Source organism: Actinosynnema pretiosum, from assembly GCF_002354875.1.
Lineage (GTDB): Bacteria > Actinomycetota > Actinomycetes > Mycobacteriales > Pseudonocardiaceae > Actinosynnema > Actinosynnema auranticum.
The window spans coordinates 2,026,862-2,052,412 of record NZ_CP023445.1 but is presented as its reverse complement, the minus strand read 5'-3'; the positions used below and the strand labels follow the sequence as shown (position 1 = coordinate 2,052,412).

Here is a 25,551-nt window from a genome sequence, read left to right as displayed (position 1 = left end):
CCGGCGATCTCTGCGAGGCTTGGGCCTCTTCAGAAAAAACCGGGAGGTGCTTTCGCGTGGTGATGGGCTCACGTCAGGTGAAGGTCGGGTTGCGCGTCGCGGACCTCGACCGGTCGCGGGACCTGTACCTGGCGGTCGGGTTCAAGGAGATCCCCAACGACGAGCAGCCGACCCTGCGGTACCTGACGCACGGGCGCACGTGGCTGATCCTCTCCGACCGGCACGCGCACCCCTACATCTCCGAGCGCGACCGGGTGAGCGCGCAGGAGGGTCCGGTGGGGGCGGGGTTCGTGCTGGCGGTGCCGGTGCCGGACGTCGAGGCGCTGCACCGGTGGTGGGCGGCCCAGGACGGGCTGGAGGTGGTCCTGCCTCCCGAGGACGCCGGGTGGGCGGTGGTGTTCCAGGGCGCCGACTACGACGGGTACCAGGTGATGTTCGAGCAGTTCCGGAATTGATTCCGACGCCGATCGCGCACCCCGATCCCCGCTACGCGGCGCAGTCGTCGTATGGGGAATCCCCTATTGACCCACCTGCGGTATTCCTGCGAAGCTCGCATACGAGAGCGCTCTCACAAAACTCTCCACCCCCTGCACCCACGGAGTTGTTTCGTGAGACTCATCGCGCAGTGCTGCGCGGCGGTCATGACCGCCGCGCTGATCACGCTGCCTGCGGCAGCGGCACAGGCTGAACCAGCCGCCACCCCGGACTCGGCCACCCTGCCCGAGGCCCTGGAGCGCGACCTGGACATCACGCCCGCCGAGGCCACGGCGCGGCAGCAGAAGGAGCAGGCGGGCGTGCCCGTCGCGGAGGAGCTGCGGACCGAGCTGGACGGGAAGTTCGGCGGGTCCTGGTTCGACAAGGGCGAGCTGAAGGTCGGCGTCACGGACGACGCGGCGGCCAAGGCCGTGCGCGACAAGGGGGCCGAGCCGGTCCCGGTCGCGCGCAGCGAGAAGGCTTTGGACGACACCAAGTCCGCGCTCGACCAGGCGCGCAGTGGCACCGAGGCGGTGCACTCCTGGTACGTCGACCCGACCAGCAACACCGTGGTCGTGACCGCCGCCTCCGAGCAGGCCGGGCGCGAGTTCGCGGCCAAGGCCGGCGTCGAGGGTTCCGTCCGGGTCACCACCGGGCACGAGATGAAGCCGGCGCACGACCTGCGCGGTGGCGACCAGTACGTCATCAACGGCAACACGCTGTGCTCGGTGGGCTTCCCCGTGAACGGCGGGTTCGTCACCGCCGGTCACTGCGGTGGCACGGGCAGCACGACCAAGGGCTTCAACAACGTCAACCAGGGCACGTTCGCCGGGTCGTCGTTCCCCGGCCAGGACTACGCCTGGGTGCGCACGAACGGCGACTGGGCCTCCAAGCCCTGGGTCAACAACTACTCCGGCGGCAACGTCGTGGTGGCGGGCAGCCAGGAGGCGGGTGTCGGCGCGACGATCTGCCGCTCCGGCCGCACCACCGGCTGGCGCTGCGGCACCATCCAGGCCAAGAACGTCACGGTGAACTACGGCGGCCGGATCGTGAACGGCCTCGTGTCGACCACGGCGTGCGCCGAGGGCGGCGACTCCGGCGGCGCGGTGCTCTCCGGCAACCAGGCCCAGGGCGTCACCTCGGGCGCGGGCGGCAACTGCTCCAACGGCGGCACCAGCGTCTACCAGCCGCTCAAGCCGATCCTGTCGGCCTACGGGCTCACGCTGACCACCAACGGCGGCGGCGGGTCCGGCACGAAGATCATCGGGCACCAGAACCGGTGCGTCGACGTGCCGAACTCGAACGCGAAGGACGGCCAGCGGCTCCAGGTGTGGGACTGCAACGGCACCAACGCGCAGAACTGGACCTTCGCCGGTGACGGCACCGTGCGCGCGTTCGGCATGTGCATGGACGTGGCGTGGGGCTCGCGCGACAACGGCGCGGCGATCCAGCTCGCCACCTGCTCGGGCAACCCGGCGCAGCAGTTCGTGCTCAGCGGCGCGGGCGACCTGGTGAACCCGCAGGCCAACAAGTGCGTGGACATCACCGGCTCCTGGGGCTCCGGCTCGGCGCTCCAGCAGTGGGAGTGCACCGGCAAGTCGAACCAGAAGTGGCGCAAGGGCTAGAACCCGCGAGGGCTGACCCCCGGAGCGCGTGACGCGGCCCCGGTCTCCAGGCGGAGACCGGGGCCGTTGTCGTTCGCGGGGAGGACTAGAGGGTGTCACGCAACTCGTCTTGTGGTTGGTGGCCGAGCGCTTCTTGGTCAGCCGGTGGGGGCGAGGTTGTGGAGGTGGGCGATGCCGGAGGCGGTGTCGCGCAGGGTGGTCCAGTTCTTCATGCGGGCCATGACAGGTCGGCCGTGCAGCACGTCGGCGATGCCGCAGTCGCGGTAGACGGTGCGGTCGTTGCGGTTGCCCGGCTTCGGGTCGCCGGTGGCGATCACGAGGCGGGTGTCGGCGTCGATGGCGACCTGCGGGTTCGTGGAGCACCGGTAGTTCTTGGACCGTGCGGCCAGGCGGTGGGCGCGGGTGGGCGCCAGGGTGCTGTCCACGATCGCCACCTGGCCGATGCGGCGGCGCCGGACCGGGGCGAGTGCGAGCAGTGGGCCGCGGCGTGCGAGACGCCGAACAACGGCCCGAGTTGCCGCATGGTCAGGTTGGCGCGCCAGTAGGCGGCCACCAGCAGCACCCGGTCGGCCAGGCCCAACCGCCACTGCCGACCGGGACGCCCGTCGGCGATGGCGTCACCGCCGCGTTCGGCCACCACCCGCACCAGCTTGCGGAACTGCCCCGGCTGCAAGCCCGTGAACGGTGCGATCCACTCCGACCGGGACGCCGAGATCACCGGCACCGCCACCTCATCCCACCCTGGCGGTCACCGAGTTGCGTGACAGCCCCTAGCCCTGGGCGGCCAGTTCGCGGGGCTCGCCCTGGCCGTCGAGGCGGCCGAGCAGCTCGCGCAGCGCGGTCGTGGGCAGACCGGCGCCCGCGCCCTCGGCGGCCAGGTCGCGGAGCATCGCCACGTCCTGCTCGCGGACCTTCCCGCCGTGGTGGAAGGCGTTGAACGCGGCGAGGTCCAGCGGGCGCACGGCGCGCTCCTGCGCGCGGTGGTAGGCGGCGGTGACCTTGGGGCCCATGACGCCCGCGGCCAGCTTGCCGAAGCGGCCGTTCGCGGGGAGGGCGAGGATCTCGCGCTGGGCGTCGCAGGCCAGCGCCCACAGGGCCTTGTCGGCGATCACCTCGTCCAGCGGGGGCCAGCCCTTGAGGCCCCAGGCGGCCCAGATGGCGAACAGGGCGCCGCTGAACGCGTCGGCCACCTGGGGGTTCAGGTAGCTGCAGCGGGAGACGGCGCTGTTGTTGTACAGGGACGCGAAGCGCTCGGCCTCGGTCGGGTTGTGGCGGGTGACGCTGAAGCCGGTGCCGCGCTTGGGGTGCGCGTAGCAGTAGTCGGCTCGGGCGAACGCCTCGGCGTCCCCGCCGGGGGGCGCGGTGAACGCGGGGTCGGCCTGGTGGGCGAGCGCGCCCTGCACGCCGAAGAGCAGTCGCTCCTCGTCGACGCCCAGCACGTCCAGGTAGTGCCTGCGCAGGCCGAGGCCGACGCCGCACATGATGACGACGGTGTCGTTCCCGCGGACCAGGTCGCCGAGCGAGGTGAGCGTGGCGACGCCCTGCTCGGTGCGGCTGGCGCGCCCGTCGAGGGTGATGACGACGAACGGGAAGTCGCGCCCGGCCAGCTCGGAGGCGCGCTCGACGACGTGGTAGCCCTGGTAGACCTTGGTCTCGTCCTCGTCGTAGTCGTAGAGCAGCTTCGGGGCGGCGTGGGCCTGCGCGCGGCCGGGGCGGACGAGGTGGGTGACCTCGGCGCCGGACAGGCGCAGGTGGTGGCCGAGCACGGTGCCGACCGCGCCCGCTCCGACGATCAGCACCGGGGTTCTCTTCACGGGTCTCGCTCCTGGGTGCGCGCGGTGGCGCGGACGGTGTCGCCGCCCGTCCGCGCGGTGCAACGCCATGATCATGATGTGTGCCGGGTCACCCTACCGCGCGGCCCCGGCTCCCTGGTGGGAACCGGGGCCGCGCTCACCGCACGATCAGATCTTGCCGGTGCCCGCGCCGCCGGTCACCGCGGACTTGACCGAACTGGCCGCGTCCAGCGCGTAGGAGTAGGGGATCGACTTGACCGAACCGCCCTGGTCGCCGCTGCCCGAGTTCACGAAGTGGTTGTTCCGCGCCACCAGCGAGGCGGCGGGCGAGGAGCCCTCACCCCGGTGGAACGGGTCCTTGGTGTTCTCGAAGTAGTTGCCCTCGACCAGGACGCCCGCGTCCTTGGTCGACGCGACGCCGTACGAGGTCACCCCGCCGTAGTAGTTGTTGTACACGTGCACGGGGTTGCCGAACCGCACCCTGGGGTGCCGCTGGTTGGTGCCGTCGAACCAGTTGTGGTGGTAGCTCACGCGCAGCTTGCCGGTGTCCTCGGACGCGTTGTCGTCGCTGTGCCCGAGCAGCATGGTCTTGTCGTGGCTGCTGAACTTGTTCCAGGACACCGTGACGTAGTCCGAGGCCCGCTTGATGTCCAGCGCGCCGTCCGACCCGTTGGCGAACGAGTTGTGGTCGAGCCACACCCGCGTCGAGTACTGCACGTTGATCGCGTCGTCACCCCAGTTGCGGAAGTTGACGTTGCGCACGATCACGTTGGACGCGTTGGCGATGTTCAGGCCCTGCCCGGTGATCGTGGCGCCGGAGCCGACACCGAGGATCGTCTTGTTGGACGCGACCTTGGTCATGCTGGACAGGGTGATCGTGCCGGAGAACCGGATGACGGCCGCTCCTGACGCCTGCACCGCCGTGGTGAACTGCGAGGCGCTGGTGACGGTCGTCGGGGAGGCGCTGCCTCCACCGGTGGTGCCGCCGCCCTGCGTCGCCCAACCCTCGAGGTTGAACGAGGCGGCTCCGGCGCTGGGGGCTGCGACGGACGCGCCCGCCAGCACGACGGCGGCGACGAGCCCGGTGCGCCAGTGCACGCGGGTTGACTTCTGGTGCATGGGAACTTCCTCCCGAGAACGCTGTTGACAATGGACCAGCGGCGGTGCATCGCACACAGGCGGCGGTTCGGGAAATTCCTGCCCCGGCTAGGAGGCGCCGGGGCGTGGTGTCACCACCTCTCCTCGGTGTGAGCACGGATGTGCTCGATGTCCCACTGATCGCCGAGGCCGGGCCCGGTGGGCATGGCGACGCACCCCGCTTCGTCGAGGGGGTCGGCGATCGTGAGCCGGTGCGGCGGCACGCGGTCGAAGTCGTGGTGCGGGTGCAGGAGCCCGCGCTCGTACCAGCGGCCCACGTCGGTGCCGCCCAGCACGGCCAGGCTCGCGCTCCCGTCGCCGTGGATCTCGCAGTCCACGTTGAACGACTCGGCCAGGTGCGCGGTCTTGACGGTGGCGGAGATGCCACCGACGTCGGTGGGGCCCGCGCGCAGGATGTCGCACGCCCCGGAGGTGATCCACTCGGCCCTGGTGTGGAACTTGCCCCAGGCCACCTCGGGCCCGATCACCGGGATCGAGAGCTGGTCGGCGAGCCAGCGGTAGGAGGCCGCCGAGGCCTCCTCCATGGGCTCCTCGAACCAGTAGAAGTCGAGCTGCTCCAAGGCCCTCCCGAGTTCGAGGGCCTCGGTGCGCGAGTACCAGTGGTTGGCGTCGAGCATGAGCGCGATGTCGGGGCCGACCGCGTCCCGCACCGCCTCGCAGGCGGCGATGTCCATCCGCACGCTGGGCGCGCCGGGCACCGGCGGCATCCAGGTGTGCAGCTTGATCGCCCCGTAGCCGGTCTCCACGAGCTGCTTGGCGAACTCGGCGTAGTCGCCGGGCGTGCTCAGGCCGCCGGGGGTGCGGTCGCCGCACATGGTGCTGGCGTAGGCCGGGATCTTCTCCCTGGCGCCGCCGAGCAGCTTCCACACCGGCATCCCGGAGAGCTGGCCGACCAGGTCCCACAGCGCGGTGTCGACGTAGCCGAGGGCGCGGTCGGTGAACCGGCCGTGCGAGCCGCGCTGCTTGCGCGCCATGGACTTCCAGAGCCGCTCGCGGTCCCAGGGGTCCTGGCCGAGCAGGACGGGCCGCACGATGCCGTCGAGCACGGCGGGCCGCAGCTGGTCGGGGTGCACCTGCACCCGGCCGACCGCGCCGCCCGCGTGGACCTCCAGCAGCGCCTCGCGCACCTCGTGCGCCGGGCCGGGGTGCCGGTGCCCGGCCTGATCCACCTCGGTGCGCGCGGTGGTGGTGAACACCGACACCTCGACCCGCTCGATCACTTCCGGTCCTCCCACTCCTGCTGCGCGGTGGTCAGCTTCTCGGCCATGGCCTTGAGGAACTCGTCCGCGCTCAGCTGGCCGAGCAGCACCTTCTGGTACTGGGGCTCGCTGTCGGCCTTGGTGATGGACGAGTACTGCGGCAGGTAGACCGGGGCGGGCACGGTGATCGTGGCCGGGTCCTCCAGCACGTCCAGCGCCATCTTCACCGGCTTGTTCCGCTCGATCCACGGCTGCGAGCGCACGTCGGTGTTGGCCGGGATCTGGCCGACCTTCTCGTTCCAGTGGCTGTTGCTCTCGGCCGAGGTCAGGAACTCGACGAACTTCCAGGCGGCGTCCTGGTTCTCGCTGTTGCGGAACACCGCGAAACCGTCGGTGGGGTTGGGCACGACGGTGCGCCTGCCGCTCGGGCCGACCGGCAGCGGGAGCGCCTCGACCTTGTCCCCCAGCGCCTTGGTGACGTCGCCGTAGGAGCCCAGGTTGTGGTGCATCATCGCCGCCGAGCCGCCGGTGAACTGGGCGACCATCTGGGTGTAGTTGTTGTTGACGTCCGCCTCGGGCGTGGCCTTCTTGTACAGGGCCGCGACCTTCTCCACCAGGTCGGCGTTGCCGGGGTCGTCCACGGTGGACTTGCCGCCCTCGAAGAACGAGTCCGTGCCGGAGTAGGCGTACGCCTCGGTGAGCAGCTGGAACACCGAGCCCGCGCCGCCCCGGATGGTGTAGCCGTACCGGTTCGCCGAGGTGTCGGTGAGCTTCTCGGCGGCGGCGGTGAACTCGTCCCAGGTCTTCGGCGGCTGGACGCCCTTCTCGGCGAACCAGTCGGTGCGGTACCAGATCACGTCCATGTTGCCGGAGGACGGGACGGAGTACAGCTTGTTGTCGGGCGCGGTCTGCCGGACCGTCTCGACCAGGCTGGGCAGCAGCTTGCCCTTGAGCGGGCCGCCGTCGACCTTCTCGTCCAGCGGGACCAGGGCTTCCTGCCCGATCATGTTGGACAGGTACGAGGTGGTGACGCCGCCGACGTCGGGCGTGCCGCCGCCCGCGATCGCGGTGTCGTACTTCTGCTGCACGGACGAGCTGGGGATGCCGACGTAGTCGACGTGGATGTCGGGGTTGGCCGCCTCGAAGCGCTTGATCAGCTCCTCGTAGATCGGGGTGCGGCCGGGTCCGCCGTTGTTGTCCCAGAAGGTGATCGTCACCTTGCCGTCCGCGGGGCCGCTGGAACACCCCGCCAGCGCGAGCGCGGCGGCGGCTGCGACCAGAAGTGCTCTCCTCATGCCTCTCCTATCCCTTGACGGCACCGGCGCTGAGCCCCTGCACCAGGTACCGCTGCACGACGGCGAAAACCAGGACCACCGGGACGGCGGCGACCACACCGCCCGCGGCGAGCGCCCCGAAGTCGGTGTTGAACTCCCCCAGGGCGTAGCTGAGCCCGACGGGGAGGGTGAACTTGTCCTGCTTGGAGGCGAACATCAGCGCGAACAGGAAGTTGTTCCAGGCGCCGATGAACGCGAACGAGCCGACCGCGACCAGCGCGGGCCGCAGCTGCGGCAGCGTGACGGCGAAGAACGCCCGCAGCCGGGAGCAGCCGTCGACCATCGCGGCCTCCTCCAGCTCCACCGGCACGTTGCGCACGAACCCGCTCATCAGGATCAGCGCGAGCGGCAGCTGGAACGCGGTGTCGGCGATGACCAGGCCGGTGAGGGTGTTGAGCAGCCCGGCCTCGCGGAAGATCACGAACAGCGGGATGAGCATCATCGCGCCGGGGATGAACTGGCTGCACAGCAGCGCGAGCAGGAACACCCGCTGGCCCTTGAACTGGAAGCGGGCCAGCGCGTAGCCGCCCATCAGGGCCAGCACGCTCACCGCGACCAGCGTGCCCCCGGCGATGATCATGCTGTTGGTGAAGAACACGCCGAACCCGATGCCGTTCCACACCGTGTCGAAGTGCTCCAGCGTCATCGGCCACGGCACGAGCGCGGTGGAACCGGTGGGGCGCAGGGCGAACACCAGCATCCAGTAGAACGGGACGAGGGTGAACAGCAGGTAGAGCAGCAGCGGCAGGTGCAGCCGGAACACCCGGCTCGGGTCGTGGTGGCCGCTCTTGCGGCGGCGCTGCGGTGGTGTCGGCGGCGGCGAGTCGACCGCGGGCCTGACCAGGGTCTCGGTCACGTTCGGCTCCCGAACTTCGACAGGCGCAGGTAGAGGATCGAGCAGAACAGCAGGATCACGAACCCGGCGACGGTGAGCGCCGAGCCGTACCCGAAGTCGTGCGAGTCGACCGCCTTGCGCGCCACGTACAGCGGCAGCGTGGTGGTCTGGTTGGCGGGTCCGCCGCCGGTGAGGGTGTAGATCAGGTCGACGTTGTTGAACTCCCACACCGCGCGCAGCAGCGTGGACAGCACGATGGCGTCGCGCAGGTGCGGCAGGGTGACGCTGAGGAAGCGCCGCCACCGGTTGGCGCCGTCGACCGAGGCCGCCTCGTACAGGTCCTTCGGGATGGTCTGGAGGTCGGCCAGCAGCATGATCGCGAAGAACGGGACGCCGCGCCACAGCTCGGTCACCACCGTCGCCGGGAACACCGTGTCCGGGTTGCCCAGGACCGAGGTCCCCGCGTCGCCGACGCCCCACTGGGCGAGCTGCTGGAAGATGCCGGTGGACGGGTTGTAGAGCAGGATCCAGATGCCGGTGGTGAGCACGCCGGAGACCGCCCAGGGCGAGAACACCAGCGCGCGGGCGAGGCCCCTGCCGATGAAGGTCTCGTTGACGATCAGCGCGAGCGCCAGGCCGAGCACCAGCTGGAGCCCGACCTCGACGACGACCCACTTGGCGCTGAACTGGAGGCTCTGCCAGAACAGCGGGTCCTCGAAGAGCATCACGCGGAAGTTCTCGAGCCCGGCGAAGCCGTTCTTCCAGGGCTGGGTGACGTTGTAGTCCTGGAGGCTGTAGTGCAGGACGCTGCCGATGGGGTAGACCAGGAACACCGCCATCAGCAGCAGCGTGGGGGCGATCAGCGCGTAGGGCGCCCAGGTCTTCGTCCTCATGCGGGGTTCCACCCGTCGTCGCCTGCCAGGTAGGCGCGCGCGGTGTAGCGCTCGGCCTGCTCGGGGGTGAGCTGCGGGCGGTCCTGCCCGGTTCCGGCACCGGGGCCGGTGTTGCGGTGCTCGGCGAAGCGGGCGTCGCGCCAGGAGAAGCCGGACATGTCGGTCCACGGCGCGGACTTCACCGCGGCGGGCAGCCTCGTGTCGCGCACGACGACCTGGGCGATGGCGTCGACGTCGCCGCCGGGGTGCCACGGGCGGCCCAGGTAGTAGGTGCCGCGCGCGGCGTCGCTGCGGATCGTGGAGTTGGTGATCAGGAAGCCGAACTCGTTGTCGCGCCTGGTGCTCGCGGCGGTGATGTAGCCGTTGGGGTCGCTGTTCCGGCTCAGCGCGGTGATGGTGGCGCGGTCGAACACGGCGGTGGCGCGGCCGAACAGGAAGTCGACGTCGCCGCTGATCGCGCAGTCGCGGTAGTACTGGCGGGCGCGGGTGGCGGTGTTGGGCGAGTCGGCGTAGAGGGTGTCCTGGTGGCCGAGGAAGGTGACCCGGTCGTAGAGCTGCCGGTCGCCGGTGGCCTTGACCGCGACGGCCTGGGTGGCGGTGATCTCCGGGTGCTCCGCGCGGTCGAAGGAGTTGCTGAAGGTCAGGTCCCGCGCGGTGAAGTCGGCGGCCTCGATGGTCGCGGTGGCGCTGCCCGTGGTGCCGTGGGTGGTGCCGTCGGGCTTCTTGGTGCCGCTGGCGTTGTCGAAGTCGATCACGACGTCGGAGGCGCGCCCGGTGGCGCCGCGCAGGGTCAGGCCGCGCTTGGCCGCCGGGACCTTGACGACCTCGCGGTAGCGGCCCCTCTGCAGGGTGATCGTGCCGAACGCGGGGGCGGCGTCGATCGCGGACTGCACGGTCCGGTGGGCGCCGGGGCCCCGGCCGACGACGAGCTCCGCCTGGCGCGCGCCCGCCTCCAGGTCGCGGACCCGGTGCGCGGGTTCGAGGCCCCTGGTGAACTCCGGGGTCCAGCCCGCGTCGGGGGCGAGCCGCTTGTCCGGGTTGGCGGCGTTGAAGGCGGCGACGACGTCGGTGGGGCGGCCGTCGACCAGGTTGCCCTTGGCGGTGACGGCGGTGCCGCCCCAGTTGTAGAGCAGCTCGTCCGCTCCGACGCCCGTGGGCAGCCTCACGTGGTTGTTCTGCACGTAGAGCTGCGACTGCACGCCCGCGCCCCAGGTGTAGACGTGGGTCGCGCCGGGTTCGTAGCGGTTGTTGTAGACGTGCACCTTGCCGAACCGCACGCGGGGCGCGCGCTCCTCCACGTTGGCGAACACGTTGTGGTGCACGGAGACGCGCAGCTTGCCGGGGTCGACGGTGGAGGAGTTGGAGGAGCCGATCAGCATGGTCTTGCCGTGGTCCTCGAACCGGTTGCGGGACACCGTGACCAGGTCGGAGCCGTTGGTGATGTCGAGCTGGCCGTCGTGGCGCTGGAACGGGCGGTCGAAGTGGACCGGCGCCGAGCTGTCCGGGTTGGGCTGGTCGGTGAAGGTGTTGTGGTCGGCCCAGACGTTCGTGGAGCCGATCACGCCGACCGAGTCGTACTCGGAGTTCCAGTTGCCCACGGCCGTGTCGGTCGGGTCCCACTGGGGGAAGCAGTCGCTGGTGTCGCGGAAGGTGAGGTGCCGGACGATCACGTTGCGGGCATTGGCGATCCGCAGGTTCCCGCCGGTGATGCCCGCGCCGGGGCCGTTGCCGATGAGGGTGGTGTCGGAGCCGACGTCGAACCGGATCGCTTCGGCCTGCCGCTTGGCCGAAGCGGCGCGCGCGTCCTCCAGTGGCCCGGACGGCTCCCGGTCGCGCCCCCAGACAGCGGGGTCGTAAGCCTCCAGGTAGGCCTTTAACGAATACCCGCCGGTTTCGTACGATGCGCAGTTCCCGCTGACGTCGATCACCCCCTCGATCTTGACGATCCGGGGTGCGGGAGCGGCCAGTGCCGCGCGCAACTCGGCGGCTGTTCGCACGACCACCGCGGTGCTCGCGGCGGAACCGCCGGTGGTCCCGCTGCCCGCCGAACCCCAGCCGTCACCGGGCTGAAGCACCTGCCGGGAGGGGTCGTGACCTGCGGCGTCAGGGTCGTGACCTGCGAGGGCGGGCGGGGCGACCAGCCCGGCCAGCACGCAGGAAAGCACCAGCGCATACCTCGGGATCCGCATTGCGAAAGCGCCTTCCTCAACCTGTCCGGTTCATATCCGTGAACGCTTTCCAGAAGTGCGAACAAAGTATTACGAAAATGTCCGCCGCACGTCAACGGCGTAACCCCGTTCACCCACCGTTCGACACAGCTCGCGCGTTGTTCGACGAATTCGACTCGAATTCGACGACACGCCCCGGTACCGGTGATCCGAACGGCGCAGCGGCCCCCGGCCCCGCGCCGGGGCCGGGGGCTTCCGCAGGAGTGCGGCAGCACGTAACCTGCGGCAATCAGGGCACTCCGTACAGTGAGGTACTAGGAGGGTGCGTTGGTCACGATCGCCGAGGTGGCGGCGCACGCTGGCGTCGCGCCGAGCACCGTGTCATACGCCTTGTCGGGCAAGAGGTCCATCTCCGCCGGGACGCGCGCGAAGGTGGAGGAGAGCGTGCGCACGCTCGGCTACTCCCTCATCCCCGCCGCGCGCGCCGAGCGGACCGACGTGATCGCGCTGGCGCTGCCGCTGCGCGCGGGCATGGACCTGCCGGTGGTGATGCGCTTCGTCGGCGCGATCGCGGAAGCCGCGCGGGGCCACGGGTTGGACGTGCTGCTGGTGACGGCGGACGAGGGCCCGGAGGAGCTGCGGGCGGTGCTGGAGCAGCGCAGGGTCGACGGCGTGCTGGTCATGGACGTGGAGATGCACGACGAGCGGCTGGCCGTGCTGCAGGAGCTCAGACGCCCGTCGGTCCTCATCGGCTTCCCCGTGGACCCCACCGGGTTGACCTGCGTGGACCTGGACTTCACCGCCGCGGGCGCGCTGTGCCTGGATCACCTGGCCGACCTGGGCCACCGCTCGGTCGCCCTGCTCGGCTCGCCGAAACCGGTGTACCGCAGGGAAACCGCGTTCGCGCACCGCACGGTCGCCGGGTTCAGCGCGGCGGCGATGCGGCGCGGGGTGTCCGTGACGACCCTGGCGACCGAACCGGACGTGCTGCGCACGCTGACCGAGCTGCCCCCGGCGACGACGGGTCTGGTGGTGCACAACGAGAGCGCGCTCCCGGCGGTGCTGGCCGGGCTGCGAACTCTGGGAAAGCGCATTCCGGACGACGTGTCGGTGGTCGCGCTGTGCCCGGACGACCTGGCGGAGCGGGTGGGACCGGCGGTGACGTCGGTGCACATCCCGGCGGTGGAGCTGGGCAGGCAGGCGGTGGAACTGCTGTCCCACCTGCGCGACCGGCCCGGCGCGCAACCGTCGCTGACGCTGCTGGAGCCGAGGTTGACGGTGCGGGGGACGTCGGGCTGAGCCGCCCGCGAACGACGGGGCCGCGCCGGTCGTGCGACCCGGCGCGGTGCGCGGTCCCGCGCGTCAGGCGGTCGCGGCGACCGCGGGCCCGGACGTCCCGCTCGCGCGGTTCCGCTTGCGGCGCACCAGGAGCAGCGCCGCGCCCGCCACCACGAGCACCAGCACCGCCACACCGCTCCACGACACCGCGAGCACCGAGTACCCCCGGCTGATCGCGGCGGGCGCGGTCACCCGGTCCTCCCCCACCGCCACGCCGACCACGCTCAGCTCGCCGGAGGCCCGGAACAGCGACGGCGCAGCCACCTCGAACGCCCGCGTCGCGCTGTCCCCCGGCAGCAGCTCGTCCACCTCGTCCCCGCCGCGCCGCGCCAGCAGCCCGAACGGCCCCGCCACGTCGGCGGTCGCCGCCGCGCCCAGGCGCGCGTTGCCCGTGTTCACCACCTCGTAGGTCACCTTCAGCACCCCGTCCGCGAAGGGGACCCACGACGGGCTGAAGTCCGCCGTCACCGCGCGCACCTCCAGCGCGGGCGTCAGCTCCCCCGACACCTGCAGGTGCACCCGCACCCCGATCCGGCGCTGCACCCGGACGCCGTCCTCGGTCCCCGACACGCCCACCACGATCCCCGCCGGGTGGTCGCCCGGCGTCGCGTCCGCCGGGACCGCCACCACCACCGGCAGGTCGCGCCGCTCGCCGGCGCCCAGGGTGAGCCGCCCGCCGTCGAGACCGCCGACGGAGATCCACTTCCCCGAGTCGACCGGCGTCCCCGCCGCGATGTCGAACGCCCCGTTCTGCCCCAGCACCCCGTCCCCGGCGGACACCACGAAGTCGGCGGGCTCGGCCCCCAGGTTCCGCACCGTGATGGAGTCCCTGGCCGTGCTTCCCGGCTCGGCCACGTGCCGCAGGGACACCCGGCCGTCCGTGGGGCCGACGCTCCACCGCACGGGCGCGGCGGACGCCGGGGGCGCGGCGGCCAGCAGGGAGCCCGCCACCAGCAGGGAACCGAGCAGACGACGGTGGGACGACACGGGTCCCCTCCTCAACATCCGGGAAAAGCGCTTCACGTCAACGGAAAGAGCGGGGCGGGACCCCGGGACGAGGGCCCCGCCCCACCACAACGGGAAATCAGTCCTTGGCGAACAGCGTCAGGGTGATCTCGCTGCCGTAGCGACCGCCGCGGGCCTCGTCCGGCACGGTCAGGCCGAGGTCGGCGCCCACGACGGTGGTGCCGTAGCGGCTGACGCGGTTGGTGTCGGCCAGCGCGGCGGGCGCGTCCAGGACGGCCTCGGGACCGGCGGCGGCGTTCGAGTCGGAGCTGACGACCTTCGGGGTCCAGCCCAGGTTCTCGGCGCCGAACCTCCGGTTGCCCGCGACGAACTCACCTGCGGCGCCGGAGACGGTCCAGCCCTGGCCGCGCGCCTGCACCTCGTTGCGGGTGTCGGTCACGGTGACCTGCGGCAGCGCGCCGGTCTGCGAGCGCGACGCGCCCTCGAACCGGACGACGCCGCTGTCGGCGACGGTCATGCTCAGGTCACCGGCGGTGCTGGGCAGCGGCACGGAGGCCTCCAGCGCGACGGCCGAGCCGGCCGAGGCCGGGGCGTGGCCCAGCAGGTCGAACACGGTCTCGCCGACGGCGGTGTTGTCCAGGTACGCGCCGCGCACGGTGTCCCACTTGTCGGCGCGCGCGTTCAGCACGTCCGCGCCCGCGCCCTTGGCGTAGAGGGGGACCAGGGCGTTGGTGTGGCCACCGGAGTGCCACGACACCTGCGGCAGCTCGCCCTTGGCGCCGGTCATCGGGGTCCAGGCCGGCTTGGCGCCGGGGCCCGCGAGGTAGCCGGTCTCGTGGTCGGCGGTGACGACGACCAGGGTCTCGTCCCAGCTGCTGTTGCGCTCGACCCAGTCGGTGACGGCCTCGACGGAGCGGTTGAACTCGACCTGCTCCTCCACCAGGCGCGTGGTCTGGTTGGCGTGGCCCGCCCAGTCGACGGCGCCGCCCTCGACCATCAGGAAGAAGCCGTCCTCGTCCTTCTCCAGCACGTTCAGCGCGCCCTTGGCCATCACGTCCAGGGACGCGACGTCGTTGCGGGCGTCGGTGCCCGGCGCGACCGTGTTGTTGCCCAGGCCCGGCCGGTTGTACTGGAGGGTCTCGGCGACCTGCGCCAGGCCGAACACCTTCTCCGGGACCTCGGTCGCGGTGGCCAGCGCCTCGAAGGCGGAGCGGGTCTCGACGTAGGAGAAGTCGGTGCCGCCACCGCTGACCCGCTGGAAGTCGTGCTGCGAGATCCAGGTCCAGTTGGACGCGCGGCTGGTGTGCGCGTCGGTGTAGTTCGGGTGCCCGCCACCCATGATGACGTCGGCGCCGCTGTCGATCATCTCGGTCGCGAGGCCCTGGTAGTCGTTGCGGTCGGCGTTGTGGGCGATGAAGCCCGCCGGGGTGGCGTGGTTGAACGGCACCGAGGTGACGACGCCGACCTTCTTGCCGACCTCCTTGGCCTGCTCGCCCACGGTCAGCAGCTTCCGGCCCGCCGGGTCGAAGCCGATGACGCCGTTGGTGGTCTTGACGCCGGTGCCGAGCGCGGTCGCCGCGGCGGCGGAGTCGGTGGCGCCGGAGGCGACCCAGTCGAACGAGCCCCAGGCCTGCTCGGGGGTGTAGGACGCGCGGCCGTTCGCCGAGTAGTGGCTCTGCGCGACCTGCACGGGGAAGGTCTCGTAGACCTGGCTGGGCACGCCGGGGACGCGCCGCACGGCTCCGGTCGCGGGGTCCACCGCGACCTGGTTGAGGCTCTGCCCGTGCTCGTACAGGTTGGCGGCGTCGAACTGGTTGTAGCCCGCGCCGTCCGAGATGAGCACGATGATGTTCTTCGGCGCGGTGGTCTCCGCGCCGACGCGACACCGGCGGGCGCCGAGGCGAATGCGACGCCCAGGGCCGTGCCGGTGACGGCGAGCTTCCGAGTGCGCTTGAGCACTCCGCCCATTGCTTCCTCGTTCCGTGTGGATGCGCTGTGGTGGCGCCGGTCGTGACCGGGCCGGACCACACGCTTCGCCCGGAAGGTAAAGCGATCACCAAGCGGTGGAGTACTGGGAGCAAAACTCTCGGCAAGGCGCGGTTGTCCGCCGTTGGCCGTGGGTGCTCGGTGATCAGGCGATCACCGGTTGTCGCGACAGGAAGGCGCGCAGCGGCGCGAGGTGCCGGTCCGGGTCGGTCCAGGTGTGCTCCGGGTCGGCGGCGACGCGGTGCTCGGCGACCACCTCGCCGCCCCGGAACCTGCGCACCACCGGGCGCAGCGGGGCGGGCACGTCGGGGTCCGCGTGGTCGGCGGCGTGGTCGGCGACGTGCTCCAGGGTGATGGCGAGGCAGTCGGGGGCGTGCTCGGCGACCAGGTCCACCGGCACCTCCTCCAGGTAGCGCGCGGTCGCGCCGCCCGGAACGACGACGTCGGCCAGCCGGGCGCGCTGGTGCCACAGCGCGGAGCTCCGGTTCACCCGCGCCAGGACGGCGGGGGCCAGGTCGTCGGCGGGCACCTCGGTCGACGGCCACGGCACGCCGTGGTTCTTGCGCTCCAGCACCCTGGCCAGCGCGCGCACCGCGTACCGGAAGCCGTGGATGTCGCCGGTGGACGAGTGGTCGTCGGCGTCGCGCATGAGCGCGCCCGCGAAGTGCAGGCCGGGCACGGAGGTCGACTCCCACTCGGCGGTCAGCGCCGGGAAGCGGTCGTCGGGGGCGGGGGCGGGGCGGGCGCCGTCGCCGAAGATGGTGGTGTCGAAGCGGAAACCGGTCGCGACGACGACCCGGTCGTAGCGGATCGCCCTGGTGGCGCCGTCGGTGTGCCGGAGCGCGACGGTGACCGTGTAACCGCCGAGGCCGCCGCTCGCGGCGTCCGGGGCGGGACCGTCCGCGCCGGGGCACGCGCCGGGGCCGCTGTCGTCGTCGGCCCGGATGTCCAGCACCGACCCGTCCAGCAGCGCGGTGCCGACGCCGAACCGGGCCGCGTCCAGGAACTCCGCGTTCACCGCGCGCACGTCCCCCGCCCGCCACGCCACCCGCGCGGGCCGGGGCCCGATCACGTGCACCACCGACGCCGTGCGCACCAGGCTGTTCGCGACCTCGAACGCCGAGTTCCCCTTGCCCACCACCAGGACCCGCTGTCCGGCGAACCCGCGCGGGTCCGGGTCGTAGGCGCCGTAGTGCTCCACGCGGTCGATGCCGGGGATGGGCGGCAGGTGCGGCTTGGCGAGCCCGGTCGCCACGACCAGCCACCGCGCGGTGTGCGTGCCGCCGTGCTGGTCGACCACCCGGAAGCGCGGCCGGAACCCGCCGAACCCGCTGCGCGTCACCGAGAGCGCGCGGGTGTCGCAGCGGACGTCGACGCCGGTGGCGCGGGCGAACTCCACCAGGTAGCGGGCGAGGTCGTCGGCGTGCGGCAGGCGGTCGGCGCTGTGGTCGGGGAAGCGCGGCGCGGGCCCGTCGGACAGCAGCGAGTGCGCGTCGCGACGCAGGTCCAGCTCGGGGTCGCCCGCCGGGGAGCCGCCCTCGTTGACCGACAGGAGCCTGCGGTGCCGGGGGAAGGCGCGGAAGAACTGGCCGGGCGCGGGCCCGGCCTCCAGCACGCGACAGGACCGGCCGGCGCGGTCGAGCAGGTGCGCGAGCTGCAACCCGGCGGGACCGGCACCGACGATGAGGTACTCGACCTCGGGCACGACAAGACCTCCGCGGCGTGGACGGCTGCGGAGAGGGGTACGGCGGCGGGCCGGCGGGCGTTCAACCTGGGCGGGCACTTCACAGGTGGTGAGGCACGTGCCTGCGGCGCTGGACGACTGGATCGCCCCTGAGGATCGTTGGACTGGCCGTGCGCCACCGGGGCAGGGGGTGGGGTGAGCGAGGAGTTGCCCGGTTCGGGTTCCGGCGGGTCAGGTGGGCGGACCGAGAGAGGCAAAGCGCACGAGACGGGCGGTTCAGGACCGAACTTCCTGCGGAGTCTCTTAGGATCGACCCGTTCAGCGCGGTCCGCCACTTGACGACCGCGGTGATGTATTGATCAAGGAGGAGCGTTGAACGGGACTAACCCTTGGAGCGGTGCAGCGCTCCAAAGCTTGACGTCGAACATGCAGAGCCTGAAGCAGATCGCCGATTCGGGCGGATTTGCCATCAGCAAGCCTGGGGCAGAGGCGTACGTCAAGGCCATCCAGGATGCGGAAGACGACCTGAAGAAGATCGACGCGCATCTGCATCGAATTCAAGAGGAAGTGCGGCTCGGCACCAGCCCTGACGCACAAGCGATGGCGAAGTACAACCTGGAGAACGCCATTGGCGGCCCTGGCACGATAGGGCTCGTCCCCGCGATCGACCAACTGAAGACGGCACTGCGAGAAGCCAAAGAAGCGATGCAGAAGGCAGCCGAGAACTACGACCGGGTAGAGCAGGAAATCGAGCAGACCCACAGGAGTTACTGAATCATGCGGCAAAACTCGGCATCGTCGCGCCGACCGGTCACGAGCACGCTGATCTCAGCGGTTTTGCTCCTGCTCACGGGTTGCTCGACGGAAACGGCGGGATCGCCATCCCCGGCCACTCCCCGGAACAGCGTCCCCGCATCCTCCAGCTCACCCGCACGAGGAGATGGCGGTTCGCTAGCCGACTTCGACACGTGCGCCTTGCTCAACGAGGTCGCGTCCGCGCAGAACATCACTGAGATCGAGGCCGACGGCGACACCGCTTGCGCGGGATTTCTCCCGAACCGCGTTGCGGTGAACATCAGCTACCACACCGACATCGGTATTGCCAAAGCCGGCCAGGGGCCGTACGCGGAGGTTTCCGACATGACGGTCGGCTCCCGCAAGGCCAAGCTGATCGAGAAGGCAGTCTCCACCACGTCGTGCGCTGTGGCCATGGAAGTCACCGAGAGCTCGCGTTTCGACGTGGCAACCTCGGGCGATTCCCTGGAGCAGTCCTGTGACGCGGCTACCAGCTTCGCCAAGGCCGTCGAAGCGAAGATCCCCGCATCCTGACGTCCGCGTTCGTCGCGCCTTCCCCTGGGCGCGGTGAACAGCGCTCACGCGCAGTTCCACCCCATCAACTCCCACATCTCCCGCCCGACCCGCGCCAGGTCGTGCATCCGGTCGAAGTACGCCACGTGCGACCGCACGTCCTCCCGGTCCGTGATCACCACGCTGCCCGACAGCAGCTCCACCACCACCATCCGGTCGTCCAGCACCCGGAACCCGGTGTCCGCGCCCGCCTCCAGGGACGCGAACGGCAGGACGCCGAACTGGACCTTGCCGCCGTCGGACGTCCGGATGCGGTTGCCCTGGCGCGGGCAGCGGGCCACGCCCTCCGGGACGACGACGTGGACGCTGCGGGTCCTGGTGTTCTCCGCCGGGAGGGCGGGCACGGCCGTCGCCGCGTAGACCTTGATCACCTCGGCCGCCTGCTCGGCGCGCGCCACCTGGGCCTGCGCGCGGGACTCGGTGCGGTTCAGCACGGCCTCGCGGCGCCTCTCCTCCTCCGCCACCTGCTCGGCCAGGCGCAGCGCCCGCTCCTTCACCTCGCCGGACACCTGGTAGCCCTCCACGAGCCGCAGCACGTCGCTGACCTTCGGCACGATCCGGCTGTTCTCCAGCTTCGACACCTTCGACTGGCTCATGCCCGCCCGCTCGCCCGCCACTCGCCCCGACAGCTGCGCGTGGGCGCGGCACGCGTGCAGCAGCGTCGCCAGCTCCTCCCGCTTCGACAGCCGCAGCGACCGCGCGTCCCCGAAACCGACCACCACGCCGCCCCCCTGCTCCCCGATCCCGCGCATCGAATCCCCTCCAGCCTGCAACACCCTGCCGATCGAGCGGGCCGAGCGCCCGGTGAGCGTCGTCAGCGCGTGCACCGAACGCCCGCGCGCGTACTCGTCCCGCACGAACTCCTCGAACCTCGTCATCTCCCGCTCCCCCGCGTCCCCCGACCCCCCGGCCGGGGGTAGGGCTGGATGCCCTCGTGCTCGCGCCAGGCCAGGTCACACCCCCGGCAGGTCGGCCAGCACCACTGGGGGTACTTCAGCGCGGACGGCACGACCAGCTCGATCCCGCACAGCGTCTCCCCCGCGTCCCGCACCTCCAACCGCGCGCTCACCGCGTGCCGCCGACCGTCGTGCGGCAGCCACCGGAACATCCGCGACACCCGCCCACCCCCAGTTCTGCGCTGTTCACGGGTCGTTCCGGCGCCCGCGCGACCACCGCCAAAATAACTGTGCACGTGCAGGTTGAGAAGTACACAATTGGGTGAGGTGCAGATGCACCGCTGTGCGGCACACTTGATGCCGCACAACGCATTCGTACCGGGAAGCTGAGGTGGCCTCATGCCGGGCAGTGGCGCGAGTCCGACGGTCTACAAGCGACAGTTGGGGCTGGCGCTCGCCTCGATGCGCGAGGACGCCGGGTTCACCGCGGAGCGGGTCGCCAAGGTGCTGGAGTGCTCCGTGGCGAAGATCCGGCGGATCGAGGCGGGCGACGTGAGCGTGCGCGCCGCCGAGCTGAACGCGCTGATGGACCACTACGGCGCCACCAAGCAGGCCCGCAAGCACATCGAGGAGCTGGGCAGGCAGGCGCGCAAGCGGGCGCCGAGGACGCCGTACGGGTCGGTGCTGCCGGACTTCTTCCGGAAGTTCTTCAACCTGGAGCAGATCGCCACGGAGGTGCTCGTGTACCACGGCGAGCTGATTCCGGGCCAGTTCCAGACGCCCGACTACGCGAGGTCGCTGCTGGAGTCGAACCCGCTCCACGAGGAGGTGGAGGTCGACCGGCTGGTCCAGGCCAGGCAGGTGCGGCAGAGCAGGATGATCGACCCGGCGGCGTCGCAGCGGCAGCACGTGGTGCTGCACGAGGCGGCGATCCGGACCGTGGTCGGCAGCCCCGAGCTGATGAAGCACCAGCTCCTGCACCTGAAGAAGCTCGCGGGGCAGCAGAACATCACCCTGCAGGTCATCCCGTTCAGCGCGGGGGCGCACACGGCCAGCGGCTTCCCGTTCACGATCCTGCGGTTCCCGGACAACCTGGCGAACGCCGTGTACCTGGAGAACCTGACGACCGCGTCGTCGCTGGACGAGCCGTCGCACGTCGCGCAGTACGAAACGGCCTTCCGGCACGTGGTGGGAGCGGCCCTGTCACCCGCGAAGAGCCTCGCGCTCCTGGCTACAGTGGCGAACGAACTGTAGATCAGGAAGGACGGTGCAGCCCCCATGGCGGACTCCACCTGGCGCAAGTCGAGCTACAGCGGGAGCAACGGCGGGCAGTGCGTCGAACTGGCGCACACCCGCGCCCACCTGCTGGTTCGCGACTCCAAGAACCCCGATGGCCCGGTCCTGGGCTTCGGGCACGAGGCGTTCGCGGGCTTCGTCACGGCGCTGAAGAACGCGTGACCCGCACGCCCCCGGCGCTCGCCGCGCCGGGGGTCCACCACCACTCCCGCTTGCCGCGAATGCACGAATAAAGGCCGCCTGACCGCCCTCGGTGCGGTGCCACGCACCGAGGGCCCGGCCTGCCACCCGGCCGCGCCGGTCGCCGCACCAGCGCCCCGAGCCCCCGAGGCACGCCCCGGCGCCGCGACTCCACGTCCTGCCGTCCCGGCGGCCCGACTCACGCCTCCAGCCTCCCGGCGGCCCGACTCACACCTCCCACCATCCCACCGTCCCAACTCACACCTCCCACCGTCCCGACTCACACGTCCTGCGGTTCAGGGGCGTCCAGCACCGCCCTGACCTGGATCGGCTGGCCGAGCGGCACGCCGCCGGGGCCGGGCGCGGCGGAGGCCAGGGCGGCGATCTCCAGCGCCCGCGCCTCGGACCCCACGTCCACCACCCAGTACCCGGCGATGAGCTCCCCGCCCTCGGGGAACGGCCCGTCCGCCACCACCGGCGCGCCGTCGCCGGTCGCGACGACGACCTTCGCCGCCTGCGCGAGGCCCTGCGCGTCGACCAGCTCACCTCGCGCGGCCAGCTCGCCGCCGAAGCGCCGCTGGAACGCGATGTGGGCCGCGACGTCCGCCGGGTCCCACTCGGGCATCGGGGTGTCGCAGGTGGCGGTCGCGCCGTAGTTCATCAGGAGCAGGAACTTGGCCATGGTGTCCTCCGGGTGAGCGGTCCGACGCCCATCCTGGCGTCGGTGACCGGGGGCGGAGCCGGGGCCGCGTTCTCCACGCACCACCCAGGTGACCTGTGTCACACGAACGGGAGCGCCCCCGGCCGCCGCACGGGGGGACGGGGCCGGGGGCGCTCCGGGAGGGGTCAGCTCTTCACGCAGCTCGCCGACGGCGTCCAGGACGTCGGGTCGCCGTTGACGATGATCCCGGCCGTCGCCGAACCGGCGGGGGCCACCGAGCCGTTCCACGCCGCGTTCGCGACGGTCGCCACCGAGCCGCTGGTGGTCGCCGTCCCGTTCCACGCCTGCGCGACGCTCATCCCGCTGCCCAGCGAGAACCGCACGCTCCACGCCGTGGACGCGACGGTGCTGGTGTTGCGGAAGACCACGTCGGCCTGGAACCCGCCCTGCCACCGGTTCACCACGGTCACCGACGCGGCGCAGCTGCCGGTGGGCGGCGGGATGGTGGTCGTGGTGACGCCGCCGGTCGTGGTCGTCGTGCCGCCGGTCGTGGTGGTCGGCAGCACGCCGCCGAGCGCGTCCCGCAGCACCGGGAACCACCGGTTCGCGATCTTCCGGTCGCCCGAGGCGTTGGGGTGCACGCCGTCGTAGGTGTCGGTGGCGGTGTCGAACCCGGTCCACTGGTCCACCACGACGATCGGCGAGGCGGCCGTGGTCTTCGACGTCGCCCACGGCTGGATCGCCGCGTTGAACGCCACCACGCGCTGCCCGCAGTCGGCGCACTGCGGGGTGCCCATCGGGATGAGCTTGGCGATGAGGATGCGCATCGCCGGGTTCTGCGCCCGCATCTGGTCGACGAGCTTGCCGTACGCCGCCAGGATCGTCGCGGGCGCGATGTTGCTCCACACGTCGTTGGTGCCGAAGTGCATCACGACGATGTCGGGGCTGGTGGCCTGCAACCACGGCACGAGCTGGTTCTGGCTGGCCACGTTGGTGACCAGGAGCCCGCCGTGGCCCTCGTTGTCGCCGTCGTGGGGGATGCCGCACCCCTGCGACGGGAGCGTGCCCACGAAGTCGATGTTCGTGTAGCCTGCGGCCTTCAGGTCGACGTCGAGCAGGGCGCGCCAGCAGCCGGGCGAGCCGGTGATGGAGTCGCCGAGCGGCATGATGCGCACGGGCGCGGCTGCGGCGGCCTGCGAGGCGGGGACCGTGATCAGGAAGCCGCACAGCAGGGTCAGCGCGGAGAGCAGGGCGGCCAGCGCGGCCCTGCGGGCCGTTCCGGGCCGAACCGCATCGGGCCGGACCGCATCGGGTCTGGTCATCTCGGGCCTCCTCACGCGGTGGCGCACGACGCGCCGTTGAGGGTGAACGCGGTGGGCGCGGCGTTCGCGCCGGTGACGCTGCCGGTGAAGCCGACGCTGACCGAGCCGCCCGCCGGGATGTCGGCGGTGTAGGGGGCGTTGGCCACGCTCAGGTTCGCACCGGACTGGGTGGGCGTGCCACCCCACATGCTGCTGACGGTCTGCGCGCCGGGCCACGTCCAGCGCAGCACCCAGCCCCTCACCGCGGCCGTGCCGGTGTTGGCGATCTTCACCTCGCCCTGGAAGCCGCCGGTCCACTGGCCGGTGATGCGGTAGGTGACGGCGCAGGGGCCGACGGGGCTGCCGGGGAGCGTGGTGACCACGACCGTGCCGGAGCGGGCGGAGCGGTTGCCCGCGGCGTCGCGCGCGTACACCGCGAGGGTGTGCGCGGTGGCGGCGGTCAGGCCGGTCAGGGTGGCGGAGGTGGTCGCCGAGGAGGCGAGCGCGGTCTCGGTGCTCCCGCTGACCCGGACCACGTCGTAGCCGGTGACGCCGACGTTGTCGGTGGACGCGGACCAGCCCAGCACCGCACCGGAGGAGGTGACCGACGACGCGGTGGGCGTGCCGGGCGCGGTCGGCGCCTGGGTGTCGCCGCCACCGCCGCCGTACACGCTGGCCTCGCGCGAGGTGGCCTTGATCCCGTTGGCGCCGTTGAAGGTCCGCTGCCCCCACGCGCTCAGCTGCGCGGCGTTGAAGTTCACCGCGAGGTCCAGGTACTCGACGCCGCCGCCGTTGCCGCTCCACGACCAGGCGAGGTACCCGAGCCGCAACCGCTGCGCCGCGGCGAAGATGGCGTCCTCGTCCGGGTCGCCGTCCGAGTGCATGTCGCCGAACTCGCCGACCGCGATGGGCAGGCCCGCCGCGACGAACCGCCCGAGGTAGTCGTCGACCTCGGCGGCGGTGTCGAACACGCCGTACATGTGGATCGAGAAGATCGTGTTGCGCTGCGGGTCGGCGGCGAACACCGAGGCCGCGTTGTCGCGCATGGTGAACGCCCAGTCCTGGCCCCAGTTCGGCGCGTCCACCATGATCGTGTGCGTGAAGCCCTCGGCGCGCAGCCTGGTCAGGGCCGAGCGGGTGTCGGCGGTCCACGCCGCGTACCCGGTGTTGCCGTGGGGCTCGTTGCCGATGTTGAGGATCGCGTACTTCTCCTGGCCGACGAGCGCGCTCTTGACGCCCACCCAGTAATCGACCGCCTTGGACAGCGGGATCGCGCCGCTCTGCTCGCCGTAGCCGGTGGTGTCGTGCACCTCCAGCACGCAGATCAGCCGGTTGGCCTTGCACTGGGCGATGACGTCCGCGACGTCGGCGGCGTCGTTGCGGGTCCAGCGGTCGCCGCTGGCGAGCACGACCCGGACCGAGTTGGCCCCCAGCGCCTTGACGTCGGCGAGCGCCTGGCGGGTGCGGGTGGGGTACCAGGTGTGGGCGTGGTTGACGCCGCGCAGGACGAAGTCGTTCCCGTTGGCGTCCAGCAACCTCCCGCCGCTGATGGTGAAACCGGTTGCGGCGGCCGAGGGGGCGGCGGCGGGGGCGGCTTCGGCGGGAGTGGGTGGTGGGGCGGTGAAGGCGGAGAGCAGGAGCGCCGCGGCAGCCGCGAGCGCGATTCGGGTGCGCATGGTGGGTGACCTCGCGTGGTGTCGGCGTTGACGTGCGAGCTGGTGGTGCGAGCGCGCGGCGGCGAGGACGGCTCGGTCCGAGCCAAGCAATGAACCGATCAAGTGTCAATCAGCCGGTTCCGGGGTCGGCTGGGCGGATCGGCGCAACGGGAACCCTTGTGCGCACGGGAAAAACCCGCTGCCTCGGTGAGGTCGCGGGTGGCGCGGGGGTGCTCGCCCGGCGGCGGCGTGCCGGGCGGGGTCGGTCAGTAGTCGGGGCAGAGGTGCTCGCGCACCACGGAGAGCACCGAGGCAGCGGTCCGGCTGTCGAGCGCCTCGGGGTCGTTCGGCGGGCTGAAGCGCTCGCGCACCAGCGCGGTCAGGCGGACCTGGTCGTTGCCCATGACGGGCACGTCCACGCACAGCTCGCGGCCCTTGAGGACGGCCTTGTCGGTCTTGCCGCCGGTGATCCGGGGGTCGATGACGTCGAGCGCGGTGATGTAGGCCCGCGTGGTCGCGTCGTCGGGGGCGGGTGGCAACCCGGAGGGGCGCGGGGTCGTGGTCGTGCTCGCCACGACGCCGACCGCCCTCGGCGAGGGTGACGGCGGCGCCTCCTGGGCGCAGCCGCCGACGAGCGCCAACGCGCCCAGGGCAAGGGCAACACCTGTTCGGTTCACGCCGTGGGCGTCGGCGCCCGATCGCCCCGCGTTACCGGTTCCGCACCGGTTCAGGGGTTCGGGC

At 71.6% G+C, this 25,551-nt stretch carries 23 protein-coding genes and 1 pseudogene; 7 read left to right on the top strand and 17 right to left on the bottom strand.

All coding sequences use genetic code 11. The features are described from left to right. The first annotated feature begins 62 nt into the window (after positions 1-62). Both CNX65_RS09245 and CNX65_RS09240 read left to right on the top strand, forming a co-directional pair. The gene (locus tag CNX65_RS09245; RefSeq protein ID WP_096497694.1) at positions 63-455 is read left to right on the top strand and encodes a VOC family protein; all 393 of its coding nucleotides are present in this window, start codon (positions 63-65) and stop codon (positions 453-455) included. A 153-nt stretch (positions 456-608) separates the two neighbouring features. Further along, a complete protein-coding gene (locus CNX65_RS09240) occupies positions 609-2,099 on the top strand; it encodes a ricin-type beta-trefoil lectin domain protein (protein WP_096492398.1) in 1,491 nt (496 codons plus the stop codon). Positions 2,100-2,236: 137 nt separating this feature from the next. Here the strand turns inward: CNX65_RS09240 and CNX65_RS09235 are convergent. The 8 genes and pseudogenes from CNX65_RS09235 to CNX65_RS36035 all read right to left on the bottom strand — a co-directional run bounded on the left by CNX65_RS09235 (position 2,237) and on the right by CNX65_RS36035 (position 11,476). Then, a pseudogene (locus CNX65_RS09235) lies at positions 2,237-2,823 on the bottom strand (transposase family protein). A 46-nt stretch (positions 2,824-2,869) separates the two neighbouring features. Continuing rightward, positions 2,870-3,913 (bottom strand): ketopantoate reductase family protein, encoded by a 1,044-nt coding sequence (locus CNX65_RS09230; protein ID WP_157767560.1) that lies wholly within the window; start codon positions 3,911-3,913, stop codon positions 2,870-2,872. A 147-nt stretch (positions 3,914-4,060) separates the two neighbouring features. Beyond that, the gene (locus tag CNX65_RS09225; protein ID WP_096492396.1) at positions 4,061-5,011 is read right to left on the bottom strand and encodes a pectate lyase family protein; all 951 of its coding nucleotides are present in this window, start codon (positions 5,009-5,011) and stop codon (positions 4,061-4,063) included. Positions 5,012-5,121: 110 nt separating this feature from the next. Further along, a complete protein-coding gene (locus CNX65_RS09220; RefSeq protein WP_096492395.1) occupies positions 5,122-6,270 on the bottom strand; it encodes an enolase C-terminal domain-like protein in 1,149 nt (382 codons plus the stop codon). Then, positions 6,267-7,544 (bottom strand): ABC transporter substrate-binding protein, encoded by a 1,278-nt coding sequence (locus CNX65_RS09215; protein WP_096492394.1) that lies wholly within the window; start codon positions 7,542-7,544, stop codon positions 6,267-6,269. Before CNX65_RS09215 ends, CNX65_RS09220 begins: the two co-directional genes overlap by 4 nt. 7 nt (positions 7,545-7,551) lie before the next feature. Further along, entirely contained in the window at positions 7,552-8,439 is an 888-nt protein-coding gene (locus tag CNX65_RS09210) for a carbohydrate ABC transporter permease (RefSeq protein WP_096492393.1), read from the bottom strand. Beyond that, positions 8,436-9,311 carry a carbohydrate ABC transporter permease gene (locus CNX65_RS09205; RefSeq protein ID WP_096492392.1) on the bottom strand — a complete coding sequence of 292 codons (876 nt, stop codon included), beginning with the start codon at positions 9,309-9,311 and terminating at the stop codon, positions 8,436-8,438. Before CNX65_RS09205 ends, CNX65_RS09210 begins: the two co-directional genes overlap by 4 nt. Beyond that, a complete protein-coding gene (locus CNX65_RS36035; protein ID WP_198320446.1) occupies positions 9,308-11,476 on the bottom strand; it encodes a pectinesterase family protein in 2,169 nt (722 codons plus the stop codon). Before CNX65_RS36035 ends, CNX65_RS09205 begins: the two co-directional genes overlap by 4 nt. 330 nt (positions 11,477-11,806) lie before the next feature. Here CNX65_RS36035 and CNX65_RS09190 point away from each other — a divergent pair, with 330 nt between their 5' ends. Next, on the top strand, positions 11,807-12,778 hold the full coding sequence (locus tag CNX65_RS09190; protein ID WP_096492391.1) for a LacI family DNA-binding transcriptional regulator: 972 nt from the start codon (positions 11,807-11,809) through the stop codon (positions 12,776-12,778). 63 nt (positions 12,779-12,841) lie between these two features. On the opposite strand, the gene CNX65_RS09185 is transcribed toward CNX65_RS09190, so the two are convergent. The 3 genes from CNX65_RS09185 to CNX65_RS09175 form a co-directional block, all read right to left on the bottom strand. Further along, positions 12,842-13,804, bottom strand: a complete 963-nt coding sequence (locus CNX65_RS09185; RefSeq protein WP_096492390.1) for a COG1470 family protein — start codon at positions 13,802-13,804, stop codon at positions 12,842-12,844. Between the two features lie 97 nt (positions 13,805-13,901). Beyond that, the gene (locus CNX65_RS09180) at positions 13,902-15,626 is read right to left on the bottom strand and encodes an alkaline phosphatase (RefSeq protein WP_232519767.1); all 1,725 of its coding nucleotides are present in this window, start codon (positions 15,624-15,626) and stop codon (positions 13,902-13,904) included. Between the two features lie 288 nt (positions 15,627-15,914). Next, positions 15,915-17,474, bottom strand: coding sequence for an NAD(P)-binding domain-containing protein (locus tag CNX65_RS09175; RefSeq protein ID WP_096492389.1), 1,560 nt, complete (start codon positions 17,472-17,474; stop codon positions 15,915-15,917). Positions 17,475-17,879: 405 nt separating this feature from the next. Between CNX65_RS09175 and CNX65_RS09170 the strand changes: the two genes are divergently transcribed. Continuing rightward, entirely contained in the window at positions 17,880-18,227 is a 348-nt protein-coding gene (locus tag CNX65_RS09170) for a hypothetical protein (RefSeq protein WP_096492388.1), read from the top strand. A gap of 201 nt (positions 18,228-18,428) precedes the next feature. Beyond that, entirely contained in the window at positions 18,429-18,782 is a 354-nt protein-coding gene (locus CNX65_RS36030) for a hypothetical protein (protein ID WP_096492387.1), read from the top strand. A 44-nt stretch (positions 18,783-18,826) separates the two neighbouring features. On the opposite strand, the gene CNX65_RS09160 is transcribed toward CNX65_RS36030, so the two are convergent. Both CNX65_RS09160 and CNX65_RS09155 read right to left on the bottom strand, forming a co-directional pair. Then, a complete protein-coding gene (locus CNX65_RS09160; RefSeq protein WP_096492386.1) occupies positions 18,827-19,699 on the bottom strand; it encodes a helix-turn-helix domain-containing protein in 873 nt (290 codons plus the stop codon). Beyond that, positions 19,696-19,929 (bottom strand): zinc finger protein, encoded by a 234-nt coding sequence (locus CNX65_RS09155; RefSeq protein WP_096497692.1) that lies wholly within the window; start codon positions 19,927-19,929, stop codon positions 19,696-19,698. Before CNX65_RS09155 ends, CNX65_RS09160 begins: the two co-directional genes overlap by 4 nt. Positions 19,930-20,116: 187 nt before the next feature. On the opposite strand from CNX65_RS09155, the gene CNX65_RS09150 reads away from it, so the two are divergent. Together CNX65_RS09150 and CNX65_RS09145 are read left to right on the top strand one after the other, a co-directional pair. Then, positions 20,117-20,971 carry a helix-turn-helix domain-containing protein gene (locus tag CNX65_RS09150; RefSeq protein WP_096492385.1) on the top strand — a complete coding sequence of 285 codons (855 nt, stop codon included), beginning with the start codon at positions 20,117-20,119 and terminating at the stop codon, positions 20,969-20,971. Positions 20,972-20,995: 24 nt separating this feature from the next. After that, positions 20,996-21,175, top strand: coding sequence for a DUF397 domain-containing protein (locus CNX65_RS09145; RefSeq protein ID WP_015800671.1), 180 nt, complete (start codon positions 20,996-20,998; stop codon positions 21,173-21,175). Positions 21,176-21,473: 298 nt separating this feature from the next. Here the strand turns inward: CNX65_RS09145 and CNX65_RS09140 are convergent, their stop codons facing one another. The 4 genes from CNX65_RS09140 to CNX65_RS09125 form a co-directional block, all read right to left on the bottom strand. After that, positions 21,474-21,875, bottom strand: a complete 402-nt coding sequence (locus CNX65_RS09140) for a YciI family protein (RefSeq protein ID WP_096492384.1) — start codon at positions 21,873-21,875, stop codon at positions 21,474-21,476. 164 nt (positions 21,876-22,039) lie between these two features. Beyond that, positions 22,040-23,176 (bottom strand): GDSL-type esterase/lipase family protein, encoded by a 1,137-nt coding sequence (locus CNX65_RS09135; protein ID WP_096492383.1) that lies wholly within the window; start codon positions 23,174-23,176, stop codon positions 22,040-22,042. A gap of 11 nt (positions 23,177-23,187) precedes the next feature. Then, on the bottom strand, positions 23,188-24,831 hold the full coding sequence (locus CNX65_RS09130) for a cellulase family glycosylhydrolase (RefSeq protein WP_096492382.1): 1,644 nt from the start codon (positions 24,829-24,831) through the stop codon (positions 23,188-23,190). 245 nt (positions 24,832-25,076) lie between these two features. Continuing rightward, positions 25,077-25,451: a hypothetical protein gene (locus CNX65_RS09125; RefSeq protein ID WP_096492381.1), complete on the bottom strand. Its 375-nt coding sequence runs from the start codon at positions 25,449-25,451 to the stop codon at positions 25,077-25,079. Between the last annotated feature and the right edge of the window lie 100 nt (positions 25,452-25,551).